This window comes from Angustibacter aerolatus, assembly GCF_054776675.1.
Map to the genome: position 1 here is coordinate 20,810 of NZ_BAAHBM010000010.1, position 22,237 is coordinate 43,046.

Here is a 22,237-nt window from a genome sequence, read left to right on the forward strand (position 1 = left end):
GACTCAGGCGGTGTGCCACACCGCCGGGTCCGGGCCCTTCGGCACGATGCCGGTCGGGTTGATCGTGTCGTGCGTGACGTAGTAGTGCCGCTTGATGTGGTCGAAGTCGACGGTGTCGCCGAAACCCCTGTCCTGGAACAGCTCTCGCGCGTAGCGCCACAGGTTCGGGAACTCGGTGAGCTTCTGCCGGTTGGTCTTGAAGTGGCCGTGGTAGACCGCGTCGAACCGCACCAGCGTGGTGAACAGCCGCACGTCGACCTCGCGCACGTGGTCGCCCATGAGGAACCGGCGGTCGGCCAGCCGGCCCTCGAGCACGTCGAGCCGGGCGAAGAGCGTGTCGTACGCCGCCTCGTACGCCTCCTGGGTGGTGGCGAACCCGCAGCGGTACACGCCGTTGTTCACGTCGCGGTAGACGTCCTCGATGAGCAGGTCCATCTCGGCGCGCTCGTCGACGGGGTACAGGTCGGGGGCGCCGGGCACGTGGTACGCGCGCCACTGCGTCGACAGGTCGAGGGTGATCTGCGGGTAGTCGTTGGTGACGACGAGCCCGGTCACGGTGTCGACGACGCACGGCACGGTGACCCGCTGGTCGTACTCGGGGTCGGTGCGCAGGTACGCCTCCGACAGGTACTCGATGCCCAGCACCGGGTCGCGGTGGCCCTCGTCGAGCCAGAACCGCCAGCCGCGCTCGTCGCGCACCGGGTCGACGACGGCGAGCGAGATGGCGTCCTGCAGGCCCAGCAGCTCGCGCACGATCACCGAGCGGTGCGCCCACGGGCAGGCCAGCGACACCACGAGCCGGTAGCGGCCCGGCTCGACCGGCCAGCGGCCCTCGGCGTCGGGTCCCTCCCCCGGCGCGCTGTCGCTGTCGGTGGTGATGCGCCCGGCGAAGCGGTTGCGCTGCCGCTTCCACTCCCCGCCCGTGCCGGTCTCGCCGGCGAACTGCCCCGTCGTCGTCACGGGACGACGGTACGCCGGTCCGTAGGGTGGTGCGCATGACGGACCCTGCCTCGGCCCGCCGCGCGGTGTACCTGCTGGCGCTGCGCACGTTCCGCCGGCTGCCGGCTCCGGTGCGGCGCGGGCTCGTGCGGCTCGGCACGCCGGGGTACACCGTCGGGGCGGTGTGCCTAATCGAGCGCGACGAGCGGCTGCTCGTGCTGCGCCAGCCGCACCGCGTCGGGTGGAGCCTGCCCGGCGGGCTGCTCGACCGCGGCGAGCCGGCCGCCGTCGCGGTGGCCCGCGAGGTGCGCGAGGAGCTCGGGATGCAGATCGTGGTCGGGCGCCCGATCACGGTGGTGGTGGACGCGCCGCTGCGCCGGGTCGACGTGGTCTACCGGGTGCGGGTGCAGGGCGACGTCGGCGAGCAGCCGGGCGGCGAGGCGGTGCAGGCGCGCTGGCTGCTGCCGTCCGAGATCGACGAGATGGACGGCCCGACGCAGCAGATCCTGGCGGCGGCCGAGGCGGTGCGCGACCCCGCGGGCTACGACGGCCACGTGCTGTGAGCCTCGCCGGCGTCGTGCTGGCCGCGGGCGAGGGACGTCGGCTGCGGCCGCTGACCACGCTGCGCCCCAAGGCGCTCTGCCCGGTGGCGAACGCGCCGCTGCTCGACCACGCGCTCGCCCGGGTCGAGCCGCTGACCGGGGCTGGACCGGCGTCCGTCGCGGTGAACGCCCACCACCACGCCGACCAGGTGGTGGCGCACGTCGGCGAGCGCGCGCACCTCGCGGTGGAGCAGCCGGAGGCCCTCGGCACCGCCGGGGCGCTGGGCGGGCTGCGCGACTGGCTCGACGGCCGCGACGTGCTGGTGACGAACGCCGACGCGTGGTCCGACCGCTCGGTGCTCCACGGCTTCGCCGACGGGTGGGACGGCGAGCGCTGCCGGCTGCTGGTGCGCGAGGTCACCGGTCGCGGTGACTTCACCCTCGAGGGCCGTTCGGTGCGCTACGTCGGGTCGTGCCTGCTGCCCTGGCGCCTCGTGCGCGACCTCGCCGCCACGCCGTCCGGGCTGTACGAGGTGCTGTGGCGCGACCGCCTCGACGCCCTCGACCTGGTCGAGACCGCCGCCGACGTCGTCGACTGCGGCACGCCCGCCGACTACCTGCACGCCAACCTGCTCGCCTCCGGCGGCGCGAGCGTCGTGGCGCCGGGTGCCGAGGTGCACGGGCGGATCGAGCGCTGCGTCGTCTGGCCCGGCGCGGTGGTGCGGGCGGACGAGGTGCTGCACGACGTCGTCCGCGCCGGTGACGCCGAGCACCCCGTCACCGTCCCCTGACCCCTCGGGCGGCTCGCGCACCGTTCGAGGGGTGTGCGCGCCCCTGGAACGGTGCGCGAGCCGACTTCACGTGGCTCGCGTCGCGGCGTCAGACCACCCAGGCCACGAGCAGCAGCACGGCGACGACGCCGAGCACCACGGCTGCGACACCCGTTGCGGCAGAACCGGTCGGGAGGCCGTCGACGGCGATCCAGGTCGGGTCGTACGGGTCGTAGCGCAGGCCGACCGGCTGGCCGACGGCGAACCGCGCGTGGTCGGACGACGAGTGCGCGCGGGCGACGACGTCGGCGCCGTCCGGCGTGCGGTAGCGCACCTGCGGGAACGACTGCTGCGAGCTGTTGACCTCGACGCCGACGACGGTCCCCTGCGCCGGGAGCGCGCGACGCAGCCGGGCCGCGTCGCCGCGGGCCTGTCGCGCCGCCAGCACGCAGGCGACGAGCGCCCCGAGGGCGAGCGGCGGCAGCAGCCACACCGCCGGCCCGGGCAGCAGCTGCCTCACTGCGGGCAGCTGGTCATCGCGCCCAGGGTGCTCGACGGCACCGCGAAGTCCTGGCTCTCGGCCTTCGTGAGCGTCGCGCTGCTGCCCTTGTAGGTGCCGTCGAGCCCGAAGCCGGGCACCGAGCCGCCGATCGTGCCGCCCATCGAGCCGGTGTCGTACTCGGAGCGCACGTAGACGGCGTCCTGCGCGATGCGGTCGACGAGCGGCGAGATCTGCTCGGCCAGCTCGACGGGGTTCGGCAGCGGCAGGCCACCGGCCGGCAGGGTGGTCGGCGTCGGGCGCGGCAGCACGACCGGACCGGCGGTGACAAACGCCTGGTCGAAGGCCGCGCGGTTGGCCGGGTTGCGCAGGTTCAGCGTGTACGAGTGCTGCACCGAGTGCCCGGTGTCGCCGTTGCCGCCGTAGGTCGCCTTGCCGCCGCTGCTGTTCACCGGCAGGCCGGCCTTGGTCGAGCCGATGCCGCCGGTGCCGCCGTACTCGCCCTGCACGGTGAGCTCGACCGGGTTGCCGTCGGCGTCCATCTTCACCGTGTACTGGCCCTTGCCGGTGAAGCCGAGCTTGCCGCTGACGAACGACAGGCTGCCGTTGGCGTTGCCGCTGCTGTCGAAGACGCCGGTGAACTGCTGCGTGCCGTCGGCGTTCAGCCGCACCGACCCCTTCACCGCGGCCTTCGCGTCGGCCGTGACGCCGGCGAGGGTCGAGGCGCCGTAGCCCGCGCCACCGGTGACCTGCGTGCCGACGTCGAGCACCACGGCGTCGGGGCTGCGCGCGTCGTCCTGGTCGCCGATGCCGGTCTGCCGCTGCAGCCAGTGCACGCCCTGCTCGAGCGCGTCGCCGGCCGACCCGAGGATGGCGTTGCCGACGTGCTGCGCGACGCCCCGGTTGCGCTCGACGTAGCGGTTCGCGGCCTCGGCGGAGTCGAAGTGGTACACGGTCTGGTACCCGCCGGTCGCCGACACCGACCCCTCGACGTACCCCTTGGCCTGCAGCTTCTTCGAGATGGCGGACAGGTCGAGCTTCTCGCCCGCGGTGCCCTTGACGCCCAGCTCGTAGGAGTCGGCGAGCAGGACGTCGGCCGAGCCGTCGCCGTAGGTGACCACGGAGTACTTGTCGTCGTGCCCGCCCTTCACGAAGAACGCCGTGACGGCGGCGCCCACGGTGCGGTCGCGGGTCGACGTCGTGCAGCGCGGCGTCGGACGGTCGTAGCCGCACTCGCCGCCCGTGATGCGGCACAGCGCCGACTGGATCGAGCCCGAGACGTCGGACGCCAGCGGCAGCAGCGCGATCGAGCCGAAGATCGCGGCGACGAGCACGGCGATGCCGACGTACTCGAGCGTTCCCGCCCCCTCGTCGCGCCTGCGCGCCCCCGATCCGCTCACGGGACGAACCTACGCACGACGGGCACGGGCGTCATGGGCCCGTGGACCCAGCCCGGTCACCGCTCCGACCAGGCCCGGCGCCCGACCCGCGGCAGCGCCAGCCTGGCCAGCGCCCCACCCAGCCCGGCGCAGGCCACCCAGAGCACGACGTCGACGCCGAGCCGCACCGACTCCTGCAGCGTGGCGCCGACCGCGAGCAGCCCGATCACCGACAGCACGCCCGGGAACACCACCCACCCGAGCAGCGCGCCCAGGCTGACGCTCACCAGCACCATCGCCAGGTCGGCACCGGCCTGCCACGCCGGGCGCGCCGCCGCCCGTCCGGCCAGCACGCGCACCAGGCACCCGACCACCAGCAGCAGGGTGTGCGCGCTGGAGGAGCCGGTGAGGTCGATGAGGGACGGCGCCGCCAGCCGGCTGAGCACCGACAGCACGAACGTCGCGCCCGCGGTGAAGACGGCGGCCCGCACCAGCGTCGGCCGGTGCACGACGCTCACGCCGCGCTCCCCGACGGCACGACGGCCACGGTGGCCAGCACCTGCTGCAGCACCTCGTCGGTCAGGTACGTCTCCGGGGCGCCGACGAGCAGCCCGTACTGCCGCTCCCCCGCGGTCTGCACCACGAGCTCGACCTGACGGCTCGGCACGGCCGGCTTCCCGGCGACGACGGCGTAGTCCCACACCCACTCGAGCCGCAGCGCCCCGGCCGCCCCGGGCACGGTCACCGACGTCGGGGCGCCGACCGGCTGCGCGCCGAGCTGGGCGCTGCGCGTGGTCCTCAGCAGGTCGGCGCGGACGTCGAGCGGCCCGACCCGGCCGGTCTCGCTGAACACCGCGATCGCCGGCGGCACCGGGAGCTTCGCGTCGGGACGGGTCCACTGGGCGGCCGCACCGGGCATGCCGCCCCCCGCCGCGACCGGCGCGAAGCCCGGGGGCAGCGCGAGCACCAGGTCGTCCTGCCGCACCGGCGTCCACCCGGCCGGCACCGGCGGTGTCGAGACGGACGACGAGGGCGTGGCCGTGGCGGAGGGGGTGGCCGAGGGGGTGGCCGAGGCGCTGGCCGGCTGGTCGCCGGTGCCGCAGGCGGCGAGCGGCAGCAGCCCGAGCAGGGCGGCCCCCAGCACCAGCCGTCGCCCGGTCACGCCGTGCACCCGGACAGGTCGGCGAGCCTGCTGCCCGGGACGGCGAGGTCCTGACTGCGTGCCTGCGTCAACGTGGTCTCCTGTCGTCCGGACGCCGGGACGCTGCCCGTCGTCGCGCCGGCGGTGGTCGCGGTGGTCGTGGTGGTGGTGCTGGCTGCTCCGGGCGTGCGGGTGGTGACCCGGGCGACCACGGCGTCGGCCGCGAACCGGGCGACGAGCGCCCGCGCTGCCCCGCTCGCGGCACCGGCGTCGACCCGCACCGGCGTGAGCGGACGCGCGGCCTGCTGCTTCGACGCCTTCTGCTTCGACGCCTTCTGCTTCGACGCCTTCTGCCTCGTGGTCTGCTGCTTCGTGGGCTTCGCCGGCACCTGTGCGAGAGCGACCGGGCGCGGGACGGCGACGGCTCCGGCGAGCACGAACGCGCGGTCGAAGGCCGCTCGGTTGGTGGGCGTGCGCAGGTCGAGCACGACGGTCTCGGTGCGCTGCACGCCGGCGGCGGCCTCGGTGGCGGCCACCTCGGGCTCGGGCGCGATGCCACCGGCGGCGCGGGCGGTGCCCGGCAGGCTGGTGGCCGCGCGGTACCTGCCGTCCGGCTGCACGCCCGCGATCCCCTGCAGCTGCAGGGTGACCGGCCGGCGACCGGCGTCCAGCTGCACCGACCAGGTCACCGGGCCGTCCACGCCGAGCTGCCACCCGTAGGCCGCGGGCTGCTCGCCGGTGCTGCGCGGCGGCGCCAGGGTGCCGGTGGTGGTCGAGCGGCCGTCCGCGTCGAGCCGGAGGGTGGTGCCGCCCGGGGGTGCGTCGACCCGGCCGCTGGCGGGCAGCGCGGCCCGGGCGTACCCGCCGCCGAGGGCGGTCTGCCCGCCGAGGTCGACCAGCACGCCGTCGGGGCGACCGAGGTCGTCGGGGTCGCCGAAGCCGAGCAGCTTCGAGACCTCGCGCACGCCGTCCGGCAGCCCGATGCCCACGGGCCCCTGCGCGGCCAGCGTCACGGGGGTCACCTCGCCGCGCAGGCGGTCGAGCCACGCGTCGGCGGCGTCGTGGCTGCCGAAGCGGTACTCGGCCCCGAGCGAGGCACCCGACGCCGTCGACGGCCCGTCACCGAGCCGGAGCCGTTCCCGCGCAACGGCTCCGAGGTCGCCGATGCGGTCGTCGCGCGGGCGGTCGAGGTCGACCACGGCGGTGCCGTCGGTCTGCTTGGCCACCGTGCTGCCCTCGGCCGGGTCGCGGACGACGGAGCGCGGGGCGAGCGCCGCCCCGATCGAGCGGTCGCGCGCCAGCACCCGGCAGCTGGTGGCCGACTGCACGTAGCCGCAGGCGCCGCCGGTGCTGCGGCACACCGACACCCGCAGCGACTCGGCCAGCTGCGGGGCGAGCGGCAGGGTGAGTGCGGCGCCCACCACGACCACGACCAGCACGAGCACGCCCACGTGCTGCACCCACCCGGCGTCGGCCGGCTCGACCCGTCGGTTCACGCAGACGCCTGTGCCGCGACGGGTTCGAGGTGCAGCACGCTGCCGGGTCGCACCCCGCGAGCGGTGAGGCCGAGCACCGCGGTCTCGAGCACGGCGACCGCCCGACGTCGCGGCAGGTGCATCCGCCAGCGCGGCAGCCGCGTCACCTCGAGCACCTGCAGCTCGCGGTCGAGGTAGGCGACCTCAAGGTCGGTGAGCATGCCGAGCGAGTGCACGGACGAGCACGGGTGCAGCAGCAGCCCGCCGGGTACCTCGCGGCGGCCGAGCAGCCCGACGGTGCGGCGGCCGAGCGAGCGCGCGACGTCGACGACGAGGTCGACCGGCGCGCCGTCGACGTGCAGCCGGCCGCGGTCGCCGCAGGCGCGCAGCCGCTCGCGCTCGGCCGGTGCGAGGCGGGCCACGTCAGCTCACCGGCAGGTCGCGCACCTGCCCGACGCCCGGCACCCGCAGCGTGACCTCCGAGGTCGACTGCGGCGGCGCGGGGAAGACCGCCCACATCACCAGGGGGTTGCGGTAGATCGTGCCCGACCCGAGGTCCTCGGTGCAGACGCAGGCGCCCTTCGCGTACGACAGCGGCAGCGCGAGGGTCCGTTGCTGCTCGTCGACCATCCGCACGTTGACCAGGGTGCCGTTCTGCGCGAAGGGATTCTGCCCCAGCACCTTCGTCGAGGTGCCCCAGGGCGCCTCGTCACCCGTCGACGCGAGCGCCATGCCCACCACGACGTCCTGCCCGGTGCGCCGCACCGACGTGACGTCGAGCCGCACCGAACCGTCCTGCGACAGCACGCTGGCGACCGGGTCGGGCACGGCGGCGGTCGGCTGCGTCGTGCGCGCCACCGCCAGCTTCGGCAGCGGCTTCGGGGCGTCGACGCCGACCCGCTCGCCGCCGCGCGAGCGGTCGCGGTCGAACACGAAGGTCACCCGGCGGTTGCGCTGCCGGTTCGCCTCGATCGGCTTGCCCTCCGGCGTCACGTTCGGCACCAGGTGGTCGCTCTCGCCCCGGCCGACCGCCTGCAACCGGATGCCGGCGCTCTCGACCGCGGGCGACAGCGCGGCGACCACGGCGCGGGCGCGGGCCAGCGACAGCTGCTGGTTGTAGCCCGGCGAGCCCTGGTCGTCGGTGTGCCCCTCGACCACGATCGTCTTGCCCTTCGCGGCCCTCGCCAGCTTGGGTGCGGCGGCCCGGACCACCTGCTTCGCCTTCGCGTTCAGCGTCGAGGAGTCGAACGCGAAGAGCACGTCGGACGGCAGCGAGACCTCCGCCTTGTCGCCGTCCTGCGCCTCCTCCGAGCCGCCGAAGCTCGACACGGTGCGCACGACGTCGTGCACCACGGGGTCACCGGCACCCTCGCCGGGTGTCGCCGGCGGCGGGCCGTCGCCCCACTCGACGACGTCGTCCGGGAGCGTCAGCGGCGGCTGCTGCGCGCTGATCGGCAGGTCCTCGACCGGCGGCAGGTCGCGGCCCATGAGCAGCGTCACCGACGACGACGCGGGCGCCGGGAAGTCCGCCCAGTACAGGCCCTGGTCGCCACCCGACACGATCTCCTGCGTGTTCGTCGAGCACAGGCAGGTGCCGTCGCTCGTGCGCAGCGGCTCGGCGAGGGTGCCGGCGGTGCGGTCGTAGAGGCGCAGCCCCAGCTCGTACTCGACGTCCCGCGGCGTACGCAGCGCCCGCATCATCGCCGGTCGCGCGTCCTCGCCCTCGGCTGCCGGGTCCCACGCCAGCAGCACCCGCACGACGTCGCCGACCTTCTCGGCGCGCACCACCTCGACCCGCGCCCGCGCCGGCTCCTCGTCGGTGTCGTCGACGACGTCGACGGTCTTCACCGGAGCCGGCAAGACGTTCAACCGGTGGTACCCGTCCTGCACGACGACCTCCGGCGACGCGCTCGGCGTCGGGGTCGCCGAGCCGGACGTCGCGCCCCCGCCGCCGCCCGTCGACGCGGCCCCGGTCGACGGCTCGGCGTCACCGGTGCACCCCCCGACGGCGAGCGCCGCGAGCACCCCCGTCGCCACCGCGAGCCGCCGTCGTCCGCCGCCGCGACGCGCCCGTGGCACCGCGCCGCCGAGCTCCACCCCAGGCGTCATCGTGCGTTCCCCAGCCCTTCCTCGACTGCTTCCGTGCTGACAACTCGTGACGGGTACCCACCACCTGTGACGGTCGGCCGCCTCGTGGGTGAGGCTCCCACACGGGGGTTCCCTTTCAAGATCATCCGGGTCTAACCTATGGCACTCCGGGCAAACTGGACACCCCCCGATCGGGGGTCGCCGGGCCGGGTGGGGGCGTACGGGACACGTGGTGAGGGTGGCTCGCGGGCGCGTCGACGACGACGCGGTGCGAGGCACGTGGACACCGGAGGGAGCTCGAGTTCGGCTGTGCAGGAACAGGTCTCACGCATGAGGGTGCTGGGTGCACCCGATCTCAGGACGACGCTCGACGTGGGCGACGTCGACGCGCTGGTCGAGCGGTTGCGGCCGCCCGCGGCGCGCGCCGACCCCTTCGTCGTCGTGGTCCCCGCCGCCGCCGCGGCGACCGCCGCGCGCACCGTGTCGCTGGGTCGGGCGGGGGCCCCCGGCGCGGTCGGCGTGGTGCACGCGAGCACGCTGCCGCCGCTGGCGCTCGACGTCGTGGGCGACCTCCTCGCGGGGATGCAGGACGAGCTGTCGGCCCCCGAGCTGCTGGTCGTGACCGAGGCCGTCGAGCGCAGCGTCGTCGCCGGTGCCGCGCTGTCGACGGTGACCCGCCTCGCCGAGCCGACGCCCTCGATGGCGCAGCACCTGCGGTCGTGGTGGCCCACCTCGCGCTTCGTCGTCACCACGCACCCGACGCCGCAGATCGCCGTCGTGGTGCAGGGCGAGCCGCGCGGTCTGCGGCTGCCCGACACCGGAGCCGACCTCGACGTCTGGTGCACCGCGGGCGACGAGCCCACCCGCGCCGTGGCGGCCGACGTCGTCGCGCGGCTCGGCGAGCGCGAGCCGGTCGAGGTCGAGCGCCCCGACGCGAGCCGGGTGCGCTGGGCGACCTCGCGCTGCACCGAGCTGGTCGCCGTCCCGCACGACCTCTCGCTCGTCGTCCGCACCGCGCTCGACGCCGCCGTCGAGTGCCGCTCGTGCGGCGCCCCCGTCGCCTGGGACGCCTGCCGCTTCTGCCACGCCCGCCGCCCCGACGCGATCGACCGGATCGACGCGCTCACCGCGGGCGACCGGCTCGACGCGATCGACCTCACCGACCAGACCCTCGACAGCACCGACGACCGGGCCGCGGCCGGGCTGCCGGCAGGAGCAGCATGAACCCCAGACAGCGCCGTGGCCTCGTGATGCTGGTGCTGGCCGCGCTCGGCGCGTGCGCCGTCTTCCTCGGCGTGGCGTCGTACGTCGCCCAGGTGAACGCCGAGGTCGGCCCGCGCACCAAGGTGTACGTGGCCGCCCGCGACATCCCGCCCTTCGCGGCGGTGACGCCACAGGACCTGCGCACGGTCGAGATCCCGACCAAGTACGTCACCGACACGACGGTCACCCGGGAGGCGGACTTCCTGGGGCAGAAGACCTTCACGACCGTGAAGTCCGGCAGCTACCTCACGTCGGAGATGATGACGTCGAGCTCGTCGCTGTCGGACGGCATGCGCGAGGTGTCGATCAACTTCGACGCCGCCGACGGCATCAACGGGCGCGTGCGACCCGGCGACAAGGTCGACGTGGTGGCGGCCTTCGCGGCCCGGCAGAGCAGCCAGAACCAGGTCGACCAGAGCGTCCGCAAGGCGCAGCTGCCCTACAACGTCGCCGGCATCGTGGTCTCGCAGGCGCTGGTGGTCAGCGTCGGCGAGAAGACGCCGGTCGGCATCGAGGTCGGCGCCGCGACCGACGGCAACGCCGACCCGCAGGAGGTCGTGCCGGTCACGTTCGCGTTGAGCGTCAAGGACTCCACGGCCCTCGCGTACGCCGAGGCGTTCAGCGTGAAGATGCGGATCATGCGGTCCGGCAACAACGAGTCGGGCAAGAAGGTGACGCCCGACGCCCGCAGCTTCAACGACACGCGGCTGCCCCCGCTGCTGCAGGAGACCGTGACCGCGCCGCCCACCGGCAAGGGCGCCGACAAGAAGACCGCCGAGCCCGCGTCGACCGACGGCAGGGGCTCCGGCACGCAGCGCGACACCGAGGCCGCAGGGAGCAGCCGATGAGCTACCGGGTGCTGATCGCGGCGCCGTCGCAGGAGCTGGCGGCCGACCTGGCCGAGACCGTCGCCGCGGCGGGTGCGCAGGCCGTCGGCACGGTGACGTCGGAGGCCCAGCTGCGCGAGCAGCTCGGGGCGCTCGACGCCGACGTCGTGCTGGTGCGCGAGGACCTCTCGCCGACGCCGGTGTGGCCGCTGATCCGCGAGGCGGTGACCGCGAAGCCGTACCTGGCGATCGTGGTCGCGGCGCGCTCCGGGTCGGCCGAGGTGCTGGCCCAGGCCATGGACGCCGGGGCGCGCGCCGTCGTCGAGCTGCCGCTGCAGGTCGAGGACGTCGCCACGAAGATCATGTCGGCCGGCGGCTGGGCGCAGACCATGCGGCGCGTCATCGGCGGCGAGCGCGAGGCGACCACGAGCGCCGCGGGCCTGATGGTCGTGCTGGCCGGGGCGAAGGGCGGCGTCGGCACCACCACGCTCGCCGTGCACCTGGCGCTGCACAGCGCGCAGGACGACCCGACCCGCCGCGTGTGCCTGGTCGACCTCGACGTCGCGAAGGGCGACGTGCCGCTCTACCTCGACGCGCAGCACCGGCGCAGCATCCTCGACCTCGCGCCGGTGGCGCAGGACCTCGGGCCGCGGGCGATCGCCGACGCGCTCTACCAGCACCCGTCCGGGCTGAACGTGCTGCTGGCGCCGGCCGAGGGCGAGTTCGCCGAGCGGCTGACCGGCGACCAGGTGGCCGCGATCCTCACCGGGCTGCGGCAGCGGCACGACGTGGTGATCGTCGACGCCGGCGCCGTCGTCAACGAGGCGTCCGCGGCCGCGGTCGAGCTGGCCGACGAGGTCTACGTCGTGACGATGCCGGACGTGCCGTCCCTGCGCGGGGTGCGTCGTGCCGTCGAGATGTGGGAGCGCCTGGGGCTGCGCAAGGAGGAGGCGGTGCAGACCATCGTCAACCGCGCCGACAAGCGCACCGACATCCAGGCCGAGACCGCCGCCAAGATCGCCGGCACGCAGGTCGTCGAGACCCGGCTGCCCGCGGTGTTCCGCGGGCTCGAGGCCGCCGCGAACCAGCGCGACCCCGAGCTCGCCCAGAGCGGCTGGACGTCGAAGCTCGAGCAGCTCGCCGTCGAGCTGCGGGTCAGCAGCCAGCGGCCGCTGAGCAGCCGGCAGCAGCGCGCCGCCCGGCCCGAGCGAGCGGCCCGCGAGCGGCGCGCGAAGGGCGGCCGCCGCCGTGCCGTGACGACCGACGACCTGGCGACCGCCGACGAGGGGCAGGGCACGATCGAGCTGGTCGGGCTGTTCCCGATCCTGATCCTGATCGTGCTGCTGGCCTGGCAGGCGGTGCTGATGGGCGTGGGCGCGCACTACGCCGCCAACTCCGCGGCCGAGGGCGCGCGCGCCGCGGCGGTGGGGGGCGACGTCCGGTCGGCGGCCGAGCAGGCGGTGCCCGCGTCGTTCCGCCGGGGCATGCAGGTGTCGAGCAGCGGCACGACGGTGCGGGTCGCCGTCCGCCCGCCGCTGTTCGTGCCCGGGGCGCGCTCGCTCGACATCCCGCTGCGGGCCAGCGCCGGCCAGGTGAGCGAGCGATGACGGCGGTGCGACGGCGCGCGCGGCGCGACGACGGGTGGATGTCGCTCGAGCTGGTGGGCATGGCGTTCCTGCTGCTGCTGATGGTGCTCTTCGTGATCCAGGTCGCCGCGGTGACCTACACGATGGCGCAGGCGAACGGTGCGGCCCGCGCCGCGGCCCGCGCCTCGACGCTCGGCCAGTCCGGGCAGTCGGCCGCCCGCAACGCGGTGAGCAGCTCGCTGCACCCGGTGGCGACCGGTGCACGAGGGCACTGGACGGTGCGGCTCACGGTGCCGCGCGTCGTCCCCCGGATGCCGACGATGACCATCGTGCGCAGCGCCACCATGCCGCAGACCGAGCCCGGGATCGGAGGCTGACGTGGGACTCCTCGACCGCCACCAGGTGAAGCTCGGCGGCGACACCTCGGACGCCGACGCGCACGCGCAGACCGTCGCCCGCTACCGGGGCCTGCTGCTGCACGAGATCGACCTCGGCGAGCTGAGCAAGCTCGACGCGGGGCAACGGAGGCTGCGCCTCGAGCGGGTGATGGGTCACCTGCTCAGCCGCGAGGGCCCGATCCTGACGACCGGCGAGCGACAGGCGATCATCCGCCGCGTCGTCGACGAGGCGCTCGGCCTCGGCATCCTCGAGCCGCTGCTCGCCGACCCGAGCGTCACCGAGATCATGGTCAACGGCCACGAGACGATCTTCGTCGAGCGAGCCGGTGTGCTGCAGCGCCTCGACGCGCACTTCGCGAACGAGGACCAGCTCATGCAGACCATCGACCGGATCGTCGCGGGCGTGAACCGCCGCGTCGACGAGTCGAGCCCCATGGTCGACGCGCGCCTGGCGACCGGCGAGCGCGTCAACGTGATCGTGCCGCCGCTCGCCCTCGACGGGCCGATGCTCACCATCCGGCGGTTCCCCCGCGCCTACTCGCTGGCCGAGCTGGTGGGCAAGGGCGCGATGGACGAGTCGACCGCGCTGCTGCTGGGCTCCCTGGTGCGGGCGCGCGTCAACGTGATCGTCAGCGGCGGCACCGGCACCGGCAAGACCACGATGCTCAACGCGCTCTCCGGCTTCATCCCCGGTCACGAGCGCATCATCACGGTCGAGGACGCCGCCGAGCTGCAGCTGCAGCAGGAGCACGTGATCCGGCTGGAGTCCCGCCCGGCGAACGTCGAGGGCAAGGGCCAGGTCACGATCCGCGAGCTGGTGCGCAACTCGCTGCGCATGCGCCCCGACCGCATCATCGTCGGCGAGGTCCGCGGCGGCGAGACGCTCGACATGCTGCAGGCGATGAACACCGGCCACGAGGGCTCGATGGCCACGGTGCACGCGAACAGCGGCGACGACGCCGTCATGCGCCTCGAGACGCTGGCCAGCATGAGCGAGATCAAGATCCCGTTCGAGGCGCTGCGCGACCAGATCAACAACGCGGTCGACGTCATCGTGCAGCTGCAGCGCGGGTCCGACGGCTCGCGCCGGGTGAGCGAGGTGTCGGCGGTCTCGTCGCGCCGGCGGGAGGACTTCGCGCTGGCGTCGCTCACCGAGTTCGTGCCGCAGCCGATGACGGCCGACCGCGTCGTGCGCGGCACCTACCAGCACCACCCGCTGCCGGCCGCGCTGGCCGAGCGGCTGGTGCTGGCCGGAGAGCCGCTGCCGCAGCCGTTCCGGGTCGCCGAGCACCCCTCCGAGCTGTACGTCCGGCGAGCCGGCTGATGCGGCCGGTCACCAGCCTGGGCCTGCTGGCCCTGACGCTGCTCGTCGCCGTGACCGGGGTCTGGTACCTCGCCCGCGGCGCGGCCGACAAGCGCGCGCTCGAGGGCGACACCGGCCGCGGCCGCACCGGCGTGCGCGGCTGGCTGGCCGGCGGCCCGAACCGCGCGGTGCGGCGCACCCAGTGGGGACGCCGGCTCGAGCGCCGGCTGCTCGCCGCCAACCTGCCCGGCGTCCTGCCCGCCGAGGCCGTGGTGGTCGTGGCGGTCGTCGTCGTGGCGGTCACCGTCGCGGCGTCCACGCTCGTGTCGAGCCTGGTCGCGGTGATCATCGCCGTCGCGGCCGTGCTGCTGCTGCGGCAGTGGCTGGTGTGGCGCGAGGACCAGCAGCGCGTCGCGTTCGTCGGGCAGATGCCCGAGCTCGCGCGGGTGCTGTCGAACGCGACCAGCGCCGGCCTGTCGATCCGGACGGCGATCGAGATGGCCGGCGAGGAGCTGGCCGAGCCCGCCCGCACCGAGCTGCGACGGTGCGCGCGCTCCATGGCGGTGGGCACGCCGCTGGAGGAGGCGCTGCTGCAGATGGAGCAGCGGCTGCCGGGGCGCGAGCTGTCGGTGCTGGTCGGCACGCTCGTCATCAGCTCGCGCTCGGGCGGTTCGCTCATCACCGCGCTGCGCGACATCGCGGCGACGCTCGAGGACCGCAAGGAGCTCAAGCGCGAGGTGCGCACGCTGCTGACGCAGGCCACCTACACGGGGTACCTCGTGGTGGCGCTGGGCGTCGGCCTGCTGTTCATGCTGAACACGATCAGCCCCGGGCTGCTGAAGACCGTCACGAGCACGCCGATCGGCCTGCTGGCGCTCGGGTTCGCCGTCTGCTCGTTCGGCATCGGCATGCTCCTGATCCGCCGCATGACGAGGATCGAGACGTGACGGCGCTGTTCGGCGTCGCCCCGCTCGCGGCCCTGCTCGCCGGCGTCTGCGCCTGGGTCGCCGTCGCCGGGTGGGCCCGGCTGCGCAGCGACCCCATGCAGGGCCTCGACGTCGAGGACCTCGCGCTCGTGCGCGGCCGCAAGCAGCTCGACCGCGGGGGCGGCCCGCTCGGCTGGGTCGGACGACGGCTCGCTCCCCCGCTCGCTGAGGTGATCGGCTCGACGCGGCTCGACGCCATGCGCCGTCGGATCGAGCTCGCCGGCCGCCCCGACGGGCTCACCCTGCAGACCCACCTGGAGCGCAAGGCCCGGCTGCTGGTGGTGTTCGGCGCCGCGGCGGTCGCGCTCTTCCTCTACGGCCAGCGCTTCGTGGCGCTGCTGGTGCTGGTGGCCGCGTGGTTCCTGCCCGAGCTCGCCCTGCGCAGCGCCAGGCGCAGGCGGCAGCGGTCGATCGACCGCGACATCCCCGACTTCCTCGACGTGCTGGCGGTCACCGTGAGCGCCGGCCTGTCGTTCCGTGCCGCGCTCGAGCGGGTGGCGTCGCGCTACACCGGCGCGCTGGCCGACGAGATCACCCACACGCTGCGCGAGATGGACGTCGGCGAGTCGCGGCGCAACGCCTTCCAGCGGCTGCGCGAGCGCAACGCCTCCGAGGCGCTCGACCAGTTCGTCGTCGCGCTGCTGCAGGCCGAGGAGCTCGGCTCGCCGCTCACCGAGGCGCTCGACCAGATCGCCGTCGAGATGCGGCGCTCGACGGCGCAGCGCGCGCGGCAGTCGGCCGCCCGCACCTCGCCGCGCGTCGCGCTCGTCGTCACCATCGTCATGGTGCCCGGCGCGCTGGTGCTGCTCGTGGTCTCGCTGTTCCTGTCGTCCGGGATCGACCTGGGTGGGGTGCTCGGTGGCTGAGGCGGTGACGTCGACGTCGGTGCGCAGCCTGGTGCTGCTGCGCATCCTCACGCTGTACCCGGTGGCGCTGGCCTGGCAGTCGCGGCCGCCGCGCGCCGACGAGGTGGTGCTCGTGCTGGTGCTCGTGGCCAGCACGACCGGCCTGGCGCTGCGCTGGGGCTCGGTGGTGCCGCTGCTGCGCCGCCACGTGGGCCTGGCCGCCGCCGACGTCCTGGTGAGCCTCGTGGTGCTGGCGCAGGCGGGCACGTCGTCCGCCTTCGTGGCCTACACGTTCACGACCGCGGTGCTGGTCGGCCTGCTGTTCACCCGCGGCGCCACGGTGCTGCTGACCACGCTGCTCGCGGCCGGGTACGTGCTGCTCGCCGACCTCGAGCGCACGACGCGCGGCCACGCCGGCTGGTCGTCGCTCACCGTGCCGGCCGCCTACGTGCTGCTGGCCCTGGCCGGGTCGGCGTTCCGCAGCGTGCACGACCGGCTGGCCCAGGCGGTCGAGGCGGCCGCCGCCGCCGAGCGGGCCGCCGCCACCGCCGCCGAGCGCACCCGGCTGGCCCGTGACCTGCACGACGGGCTGAGCTCGACGCTGCAGGGCCTGGTGCTGCAGACGATGGCGGTGTCGCGCACCGCCGCCACCGGCGAGGCCGACGGCGTCGTGCGGCTCACCGACGACCTCGAGATCGCCGCCCGCGCCGCCCTCGCCCAGTCGCGCGAGGTGCTCACCGGCCTGCGCCGCGACGACGACAGCGCGCCGCTCGTGCAGGCGGTGGCAGACCGCTCGCGCCGCTGGTCGGAGCGCACCGGCGTGCCCGTCGACGTGCGCACCGGCGGCGTCGGCGACCTCGACCCGACGCAGCGCATCGCGGCCCTGCGGGTGCTCGACGAGGCGCTCGAGAACGTGCACCGGCACGCCGGTGCCAGCCGGGTCACGGTCACCCTGTCGGGTGACGACCGCGTCGTCGAGCTGGAGGTGCAGGACGACGGCGTCGGCCTCGGCGGCGAGCCGGCGGTGCGCCGCGGCCGGTTCGGCGTGGTCGGCATGACCGAGCGCGCCGGGGTCGTCGGCGGTCACCTGGTCGTCGAGGACGCCCGCAGCGCCCCGGAGCCCGACGTCATCGACCTGCGAGATCCGTTGCCGCGCAAGGGGACCCGCGTCCGACTGACCGTGCCGCGGGGTGCGGCACCCACCACCGTGCAGGGAGCCCGATGAGCAGCACGACCGAACCGGACGGCGCCACCCGACCGCCGTACGACGCGCCGGGCGACCCCGTGGCCGAGCTGCGGCTGGTGCTCGCCGACGACAACCCCGTGGTGCGCACCGGCATGGCGAACCTGCTGGCGACCATCGACGGGCTCGACGTGGTGGGCGTCGCCCGCGACGGTCGCGAGGCCATCGAGCTGGTCGAGCAGCTGCACCCCGACCTCGCACTCCTCGACGTGCGGATGCCCCAGGTCGACGGGATCGCTGCGGCACAGCACATCGCGGCCACCGTGCCGGTGCTGATGCTCACGCACTCCGACGAGCCCGAGGTCATCGCCGCCGCCCTCGCCGCCGGCGCGCGCGGCTTCGTCGTCCACTCGGAGTTCGCGATCGACGAGCTCGTCGCCGCGGTGCGCACCGTCGCCGCCGGCGGCGTGCACCTCTCGCCGTCCGCCGGCGCGATCCTGGCCGGCGCGGCGGCCCTGAGCATGGCGGGCGGGAACGCCTCTGCCGCAACGGGACCCGCGCAGACGTGGGGGCTGTCGGTGCGCGAGCAGGAGGTCATGGACCTGATCGCCGAGGGCCTCACGAACAGCCAGGTGGCCAGTCGCTGCTACCTGTCGGAGAAGACCGTCAAGAACCACGTGAACCGCATCTTCGCCAAGCTCGGCGTCACCTCGCGGGCCGAGGCCGTGAGCCTCTGGCTGCGCCGCTGACCGGTGCGGATGGGTCCGGTTTGGGCCCTTTCGTGGGCCCCCGGACCCTGGGAGCCCGACGCTCCGGAGAGCAGAGTCTGCGTCGTAGCCAGTCAGGGCACCGAGCGAGAGGAACCACCGAGATGACCATGCTCTACCGCATCGCCGCCGAGGGTCAGACCCGTCTGCACGTCCTGCGCGAGCGCCCCCGCGACGACCGCGGTCAGGGCACGCTCGAGTACGTCGGCATCGCCGTCCTCATCGGCGTGATCATGGTGGCCCTCTTCAAGCTGAAGATGGGCGAGAAGGTCTCGAAGGCCGTCGAGGACGCCTTCAAGAAGATCTCCGAGCCCGGCAGCTGATGACCGCACGGACCGCACGTCGCGAGGAGGGGCAGATCACGCTGCCCCTCCTCGTGCTCGTGCTGGTCCTGTTCGCCTGCGCGCTGGGCATGTTCGGCTTCGGTGAGGCGTCCGACTCGCGGGGCAAGGCGCAGAAGGCGGCCGACGCCTCCGCGCTGGCCGCCGCGAAGTACGCGCGCGACGGCATGCTCGCCGTCGTCGTGGTGAACGGGGCCACGTTCCACGGGCAGTGGTCGGCGCTCGGCAGCGCGGTGTCGGCGGCCGCCTGCCCGGCCGGCGCGGCCTACGCCGAGCAGAACACCGCGAGCCTGACGTCGTGCCGGTACGACCCCAGCCAGGGCACCGTGACGACCGGCACCCGCAGCAAGGCCACCGCCGCGCGGCACCAGCAGGGCACGGCGACCGCGAAGGCCGACCTGCACCTGCCGCGCTGCACGCTCTCGTACTACACGAGCAGCGGCTACGACCACCACGAGGTCGTCACCTGCACCGCCTCGCGCGGCGGCACCGCCTCGGTCGACTACCTGAACACCGCCGGGTACACGGTGTTCCAGACCAGCACCCTGAAGCAGTGGCAGCAGGTCTTCCGCATCCGGCTGGTCGACGACTCCGGGCCGTTCTAGCCCGCTGGGCGGTAGCGTCGCCGGGTGCCGCTGACGCCCGAGGAGCTCCACGCCCACGCCCTCGCCGCCGCCGACGACGAGCAGCGCCTGCCGCTGTCGCGGATGACCGGCTGGGACATCAGCCCGTTCGAGCAGGAGGGTCTGCGCACCGCGCGGCTGCTGCCCCCGGTGCTGCCCGAGCCGCCGCGGCACGGCGAGGACCCGGCCGACTGCTCGTCGTGCGCGCGGCGCGACGAGGGGCTGTGGCTCGACGACCGGTGGCGCCTCACCCGCGTCGAGGGCGTCGGCGTCCCGCTGGTGCTGATGCTGCACCCGCGCGACCACCACGACCTGGCCGACCTGCCCGACGACCTCGCCGCCGAGCTCGGGGTGCTGCAGGTGCACCTCACCCGGCACGTGCAGGCGCTCCCCCACGTCGCCCGCTGCCACGTCTACCGGATCGGTGACGGCGCGGCGCACCTGCACGTGTGGCTGTTCGCCCGACCCGAGGGCCAGGGCCAGCTGTGGGGGTCGTGGCTGCCGGTGTGGGACGACCTGCTGCCCGAGTACCCCGCCGACGTCGCCGACGCCGACGCCCGGGTGGTGGCCTCGGCCCTGGTCGGCTCCTACGGTGGGCGGCTCGGCGCTACGGCGAGCTGAGCGACTCGACGTCGGCCAGCGGCACCAGCCCGCGGGCCGCCTCGACCAGCGCCGGGTCGAGCGCCACCAGCACGTCGGCCTGCAGCCGCGTCACCGCGACGTACTCGGCGTGCCGCAGCGACGTCCACCCCTGCTCGCGGGCCACCTGCCACGACGTCCACCGCGACACCCGGTCACCGAGCGCGCGGATCTTCACCTCGGTCGTGCGGTCGTGCAGCGCCCGCGCCTCGCGCTCGGTGCGCCGTCCGGCCAGCACGTCGTCGAGCAGCAGCTGCAGCGCCTGCGAGCGCACCGCGCTCGGCGCCACCAGCCGCTGCGCCTCGTGCACCTGTACCTCGTGCTCGACGACGTGCAGCAGGGCACGTGCGTCGACCACGGAGCGCGTCACGGTCGGTCAGTCGCAGAGCTCGCAGTGCCCGCTGACCGGCAGCGCGATGTAGTGCACCGGGCAGAGGTTGACCGGACGCTCGACCTGCGCCCGGGCGCGCTCCTTGCGGGCCGCCACCTGGGGGGTGAGGGTCACGCGGCCGCCGCCGTCCGGAAGGTCCTCGGCGAACGCCTGGTAGCAGAGCAGCCGGTGCTGCGCCGCGAGCGCGTCGAGGTCGGCGACCGCCGCGTCGCCGGCGGTCCGGGCGCTGCGGCCGTACGCGGCGCCGGCACCGCCGTCGGGGCGGACGACCAGCGACGCCAGCGGCGGCTCGCCCGCGGCGGCGGCCTGCGTCGCGACGGCGTCGAGCAGCTTGGTGATCCAGTGCTGCAGCAGCACCGTCGTGCGAGCACCCGAGACCTCCTGCACGCGCTCACCGAGCTCCTTGGTGGTGATCACGGCGTTGTACCGCTTCGCCGTCTCGACCAGCTCGTCGTGCGCGACCTGGGCCCAGGCCTCCATGGCGTCGGCCGGGTCGACCGGTTCGGCCGCCTCGACCGCCGTGACGTCGTCGACCTGGTCGGTTGCCGGTGCTGCGTCAGTCTGCAAGATGCGCCCCTCGTCGTGGTGCTGGTCCTCCCACGATCTCACGACCTCGCGCCGGCTACTCCCACTCGATGGTGCCCGGGGGCTTGCTGGTGACGTCGAGGGCGACCCGGTTGACCTCGGGGACCTCGTTCGTGATGCGGGTGCTGATGCGCGCCAGGACGTCGTAGGGCAGCCGCGACCAGTCGGCCGTCATGGCGTCCTCGCTGGAGACGGGGCGCAGCACGACGGGGTGGCCGTAGGTGCGGTGGTCGCCCTGCACGCCCACGCTGCGGACGTCGGCGAGCAGCACGACGGGGCACTGCCAGATGGTGCGGTCGAGCTCGGCGGCGGTGAGCTCCTCGCGGGCGATGGCGTCGGCGCGGCGCAGGGTGTCGAGGCGCTCGGCGGTGACCTCGCCGATGATGCGGATGCCGAGGCCGGGGCCGGGGAAAGGCTGGCGCCACACGATGGCCTCGGGCACGCCGATCTCGAGGCCGACGGCGCGCACCTCGTCCTTGAACAGCGTGCGCAGCGGCTCGACCAGCTCGAACTGCAGGTCGTCGGGCAGGCCGCCCACGTTGTGGTGGCTCTTGATGTTCGAGGCGCCCTCGCCGCCGCCGGACTCGACGACGTCCGGGTAGAGGGTGCCCTGCACGAGGAACCGCACGGGGTGCCCGTCGGACGACGCGTCGTCGACGACCTCGCGGGCGGCCTGCTCGAACACCCGGATGAACTCGCGGCCGATCGCCTTGCGCTTCTCCTCCGGGTCGGTGAGGCCGGCGAGCGCGTCGAGGAACTGCTGCTTCGCGTCGACCGTCTTCAGCGCGACGCCGGTGGCCTGCACGAAGTCCTGCTCGACCTGCTCGACCTCGCCCTCGCGCAGCAGCCCGTGGTCGACGAACACGCAGGTCAGCTGGTCGCCCACGGCGCGCTGCACGAGGGCCGCCGCGACGGAGGAGTCGACGCCACCGGACAGCCCGCAGATCACCTGCGCGTCGCCGACCTGCTGGCGGATGCGCTCGACCAGCTCGTCGGCGACGTTGCCCGCCGTCCACGACTGCTCGAGGCCGGCGCCCTTGGTGAGGAAGTTCTCGATGACGCGCTGCCCGAACGTCGAGTGCAGCACCTCGGGGTGCCACTGCAGCCCGTAGAGCCGGCGCTCGTCGTCCTCGAACGCGGCGACGGGGGTGTCGACGGTCTCGGCGGTGACGGCGAAGCCCTCGGGCGCCTGCTGCACGCTGTCGCCGTGGCTCATCCACACCGACTGCTCGTCGGTCTGGCCGCGGAACAGCGTCGACGCCTCGGTGCGCACCCGGGCCGGCGTGCCGCCGTACTCGCGCTGGCCGGTGTGCGCGACCTCGCCGCCGAGCGCCTTCGCCATCGCCTGGAACCCGTAGCAGATGCCCAGCACCGGCACACCCGCCTCGAACAGCGCCGGGTCGACCGACGGCGCGCCGTCCTCGTAGACGCTGCTCGGCCCGCCCGACAGCACGATCGCCGCGGGGTCGCGCTCGAGCATCCGCTCCAGCGGCATCGTGTGCGGCACGACCTCGCTGTAGACGCTCGCCTCGCGCACCCGCCGGGCGATGAGCTGGGCGTACTGGGCGCCGAAGTCGACGACGAGGACGGGACGCGCCTCGAGGTCGGTCGGGCCCGGCTCGAGCTCGGTGGCGGGAGGGGTCTCGGGGACGACGTCGCTCACCGCA

General features: G+C 74.6%; 25 protein-coding genes. 14 read left to right on the plus strand and 11 right to left on the minus strand.

Annotated features, from left to right (window positions below; translation table 11 throughout):
* Positions 1–3: 3 nt before the first annotated feature.
* Positions 4–960: a glutathione S-transferase family protein gene (locus ACYVI6_RS04290; RefSeq protein ID WP_460445180.1), complete on the minus strand. Its 957-nt coding sequence runs from the start codon at positions 958–960 to the stop codon at positions 4–6.
* Positions 961–995: 35 nt separating this feature from the next.
* On the opposite strand from ACYVI6_RS04290, the gene ACYVI6_RS04295 reads away from it, so the two are divergent.
* Together ACYVI6_RS04295 and ACYVI6_RS04300 are read left to right on the plus strand one after the other, a co-directional pair.
* On the plus strand, positions 996–1,502 hold the full coding sequence (locus ACYVI6_RS04295) for an NUDIX hydrolase (RefSeq protein ID WP_460445181.1): 507 nt from the start codon (positions 996–998) through the stop codon (positions 1,500–1,502).
* Positions 1,499–2,272 (plus strand): glycosyltransferase family protein, encoded by a 774-nt coding sequence (locus ACYVI6_RS04300; RefSeq protein ID WP_460445182.1) that lies wholly within the window; start codon positions 1,499–1,501, stop codon positions 2,270–2,272. Before ACYVI6_RS04295 ends, ACYVI6_RS04300 begins: the two co-directional genes overlap by 4 nt.
* An 88-nt stretch (positions 2,273–2,360) precedes the next feature.
* Here the strand turns inward: ACYVI6_RS04300 and ACYVI6_RS04305 are convergent, their stop codons facing one another.
* Genes ACYVI6_RS04305 through ACYVI6_RS04335 form a run of 7 tightly spaced genes read right to left on the minus strand, consistent with a single transcriptional unit; the run spans position 2,361 to position 8,854 of the window.
* Complete coding sequence (locus ACYVI6_RS04305) at positions 2,361–2,771, minus strand: DUF3592 domain-containing protein (RefSeq protein WP_460445183.1); 411 nt, start codon at positions 2,769–2,771, stop codon at positions 2,361–2,363.
* Positions 2,768–4,150 (minus strand): hypothetical protein, encoded by a 1,383-nt coding sequence (locus ACYVI6_RS04310; RefSeq protein ID WP_460445184.1) that lies wholly within the window; start codon positions 4,148–4,150, stop codon positions 2,768–2,770. Before ACYVI6_RS04310 ends, ACYVI6_RS04305 begins: the two co-directional genes overlap by 4 nt.
* A 56-nt stretch (positions 4,151–4,206) precedes the next feature.
* Positions 4,207–4,647 (minus strand): hypothetical protein, encoded by a 441-nt coding sequence (locus tag ACYVI6_RS04315; protein ID WP_460445185.1) that lies wholly within the window; start codon positions 4,645–4,647, stop codon positions 4,207–4,209.
* Positions 4,644–5,291 (minus strand): hypothetical protein, encoded by a 648-nt coding sequence (locus tag ACYVI6_RS04320; RefSeq protein ID WP_460445186.1) that lies wholly within the window; start codon positions 5,289–5,291, stop codon positions 4,644–4,646. The genes ACYVI6_RS04315 and ACYVI6_RS04320 overlap by 4 nt, the downstream gene beginning before the upstream one ends.
* Positions 5,288–6,766: a hypothetical protein gene (locus tag ACYVI6_RS04325; protein ID WP_460445187.1), complete on the minus strand. Its 1,479-nt coding sequence runs from the start codon at positions 6,764–6,766 to the stop codon at positions 5,288–5,290. Before ACYVI6_RS04325 ends, ACYVI6_RS04320 begins: the two co-directional genes overlap by 4 nt.
* On the minus strand, positions 6,763–7,167 hold the full coding sequence (locus ACYVI6_RS04330) for a DUF192 domain-containing protein (RefSeq protein ID WP_460445188.1): 405 nt from the start codon (positions 7,165–7,167) through the stop codon (positions 6,763–6,765). The genes ACYVI6_RS04325 and ACYVI6_RS04330 overlap by 4 nt, the downstream gene beginning before the upstream one ends.
* Position 7,168: 1 nt before the next feature.
* A complete protein-coding gene (locus ACYVI6_RS04335; RefSeq protein ID WP_460445189.1) occupies positions 7,169–8,854 on the minus strand; it encodes an OmpA family protein in 1,686 nt (561 codons plus the stop codon).
* 309 nt (positions 8,855–9,163) lie between these two features.
* Between ACYVI6_RS04335 and ACYVI6_RS04340 the strand changes: the two genes are divergently transcribed.
* The 12 genes from ACYVI6_RS04340 (at position 9,164) to ACYVI6_RS04395 (ending at position 19,576) form a co-directional block, all read left to right on the plus strand.
* Positions 9,164–10,057 (plus strand): hypothetical protein, encoded by an 894-nt coding sequence (locus tag ACYVI6_RS04340; RefSeq protein WP_460445190.1) that lies wholly within the window; start codon positions 9,164–9,166, stop codon positions 10,055–10,057.
* Positions 10,054–10,944: a Flp pilus assembly protein CpaB gene (gene cpaB, locus ACYVI6_RS04345; RefSeq protein WP_460445191.1), complete on the plus strand. Its 891-nt coding sequence runs from the start codon at positions 10,054–10,056 to the stop codon at positions 10,942–10,944. The genes ACYVI6_RS04340 and cpaB overlap by 4 nt, the downstream gene beginning before the upstream one ends.
* A complete protein-coding gene (locus ACYVI6_RS04350) occupies positions 10,941–12,530 on the plus strand; it encodes an AAA family ATPase (RefSeq protein WP_460445192.1) in 1,590 nt (529 codons plus the stop codon). The genes cpaB and ACYVI6_RS04350 overlap by 4 nt, the downstream gene beginning before the upstream one ends.
* A complete protein-coding gene (locus tag ACYVI6_RS04355; protein WP_460445193.1) occupies positions 12,527–12,886 on the plus strand; it encodes a TadE/TadG family type IV pilus assembly protein in 360 nt (119 codons plus the stop codon). The genes ACYVI6_RS04350 and ACYVI6_RS04355 overlap by 4 nt, the downstream gene beginning before the upstream one ends.
* 1 nt (position 12,887) lies before the next feature.
* A complete protein-coding gene (locus tag ACYVI6_RS04360; protein WP_460445194.1) occupies positions 12,888–14,231 on the plus strand; it encodes a CpaF family protein in 1,344 nt (447 codons plus the stop codon).
* Positions 14,231–15,157, plus strand: a complete 927-nt coding sequence (locus tag ACYVI6_RS04365) for a type II secretion system F family protein (protein WP_460445195.1) — start codon at positions 14,231–14,233, stop codon at positions 15,155–15,157. Before ACYVI6_RS04360 ends, ACYVI6_RS04365 begins: the two co-directional genes overlap by 1 nt.
* Entirely contained in the window at positions 15,154–16,062 is a 909-nt protein-coding gene (locus ACYVI6_RS04370) for a type II secretion system F family protein (RefSeq protein WP_460445196.1), read from the plus strand. Before ACYVI6_RS04365 ends, ACYVI6_RS04370 begins: the two co-directional genes overlap by 4 nt.
* Positions 16,055–17,266, plus strand: a complete 1,212-nt coding sequence (locus ACYVI6_RS04375; protein ID WP_460445197.1) for a sensor histidine kinase — start codon at positions 16,055–16,057, stop codon at positions 17,264–17,266. Before ACYVI6_RS04370 ends, ACYVI6_RS04375 begins: the two co-directional genes overlap by 8 nt.
* Entirely contained in the window at positions 17,263–17,973 is a 711-nt protein-coding gene (locus ACYVI6_RS04380) for a response regulator transcription factor (RefSeq protein WP_460445198.1), read from the plus strand. Before ACYVI6_RS04375 ends, ACYVI6_RS04380 begins: the two co-directional genes overlap by 4 nt.
* 122 nt (positions 17,974–18,095) lie before the next feature.
* Complete coding sequence (locus ACYVI6_RS04385) at positions 18,096–18,314, plus strand: hypothetical protein (RefSeq protein WP_460445199.1); 219 nt, start codon at positions 18,096–18,098, stop codon at positions 18,312–18,314.
* Entirely contained in the window at positions 18,314–18,937 is a 624-nt protein-coding gene (locus ACYVI6_RS04390) for a pilus assembly protein TadG-related protein (RefSeq protein WP_460445200.1), read from the plus strand. Before ACYVI6_RS04385 ends, ACYVI6_RS04390 begins: the two co-directional genes overlap by 1 nt.
* 24 nt (positions 18,938–18,961) lie before the next feature.
* The gene (locus tag ACYVI6_RS04395) at positions 18,962–19,576 is read left to right on the plus strand and encodes a hypothetical protein (protein ID WP_460445201.1); all 615 of its coding nucleotides are present in this window, start codon (positions 18,962–18,964) and stop codon (positions 19,574–19,576) included.
* On the opposite strand, the gene ACYVI6_RS04400 is transcribed toward ACYVI6_RS04395, so the two are convergent.
* Genes ACYVI6_RS04400 through guaA form a run of 3 tightly spaced genes read right to left on the minus strand, consistent with a single transcriptional unit; the run spans position 19,563 to position 22,233 of the window.
* A complete protein-coding gene (locus ACYVI6_RS04400) occupies positions 19,563–19,964 on the minus strand; it encodes a hypothetical protein (RefSeq protein WP_460445202.1) in 402 nt (133 codons plus the stop codon). The two genes, ACYVI6_RS04395 and ACYVI6_RS04400, sit on opposite strands and share 14 nt — an antisense overlap.
* A gap of 6 nt (positions 19,965–19,970) precedes the next feature.
* Positions 19,971–20,552 carry a hypothetical protein gene (locus ACYVI6_RS04405; RefSeq protein ID WP_460445203.1) on the minus strand — a complete coding sequence of 194 codons (582 nt, stop codon included), beginning with the start codon at positions 20,550–20,552 and terminating at the stop codon, positions 19,971–19,973.
* 55 nt (positions 20,553–20,607) lie between these two features.
* Positions 20,608–22,233, minus strand: a complete 1,626-nt coding sequence (gene guaA / locus ACYVI6_RS04410) for a glutamine-hydrolyzing GMP synthase (RefSeq protein WP_460445204.1) — start codon at positions 22,231–22,233, stop codon at positions 20,608–20,610.
* Between the last annotated feature and the right edge of the window lie 4 nt (positions 22,234–22,237).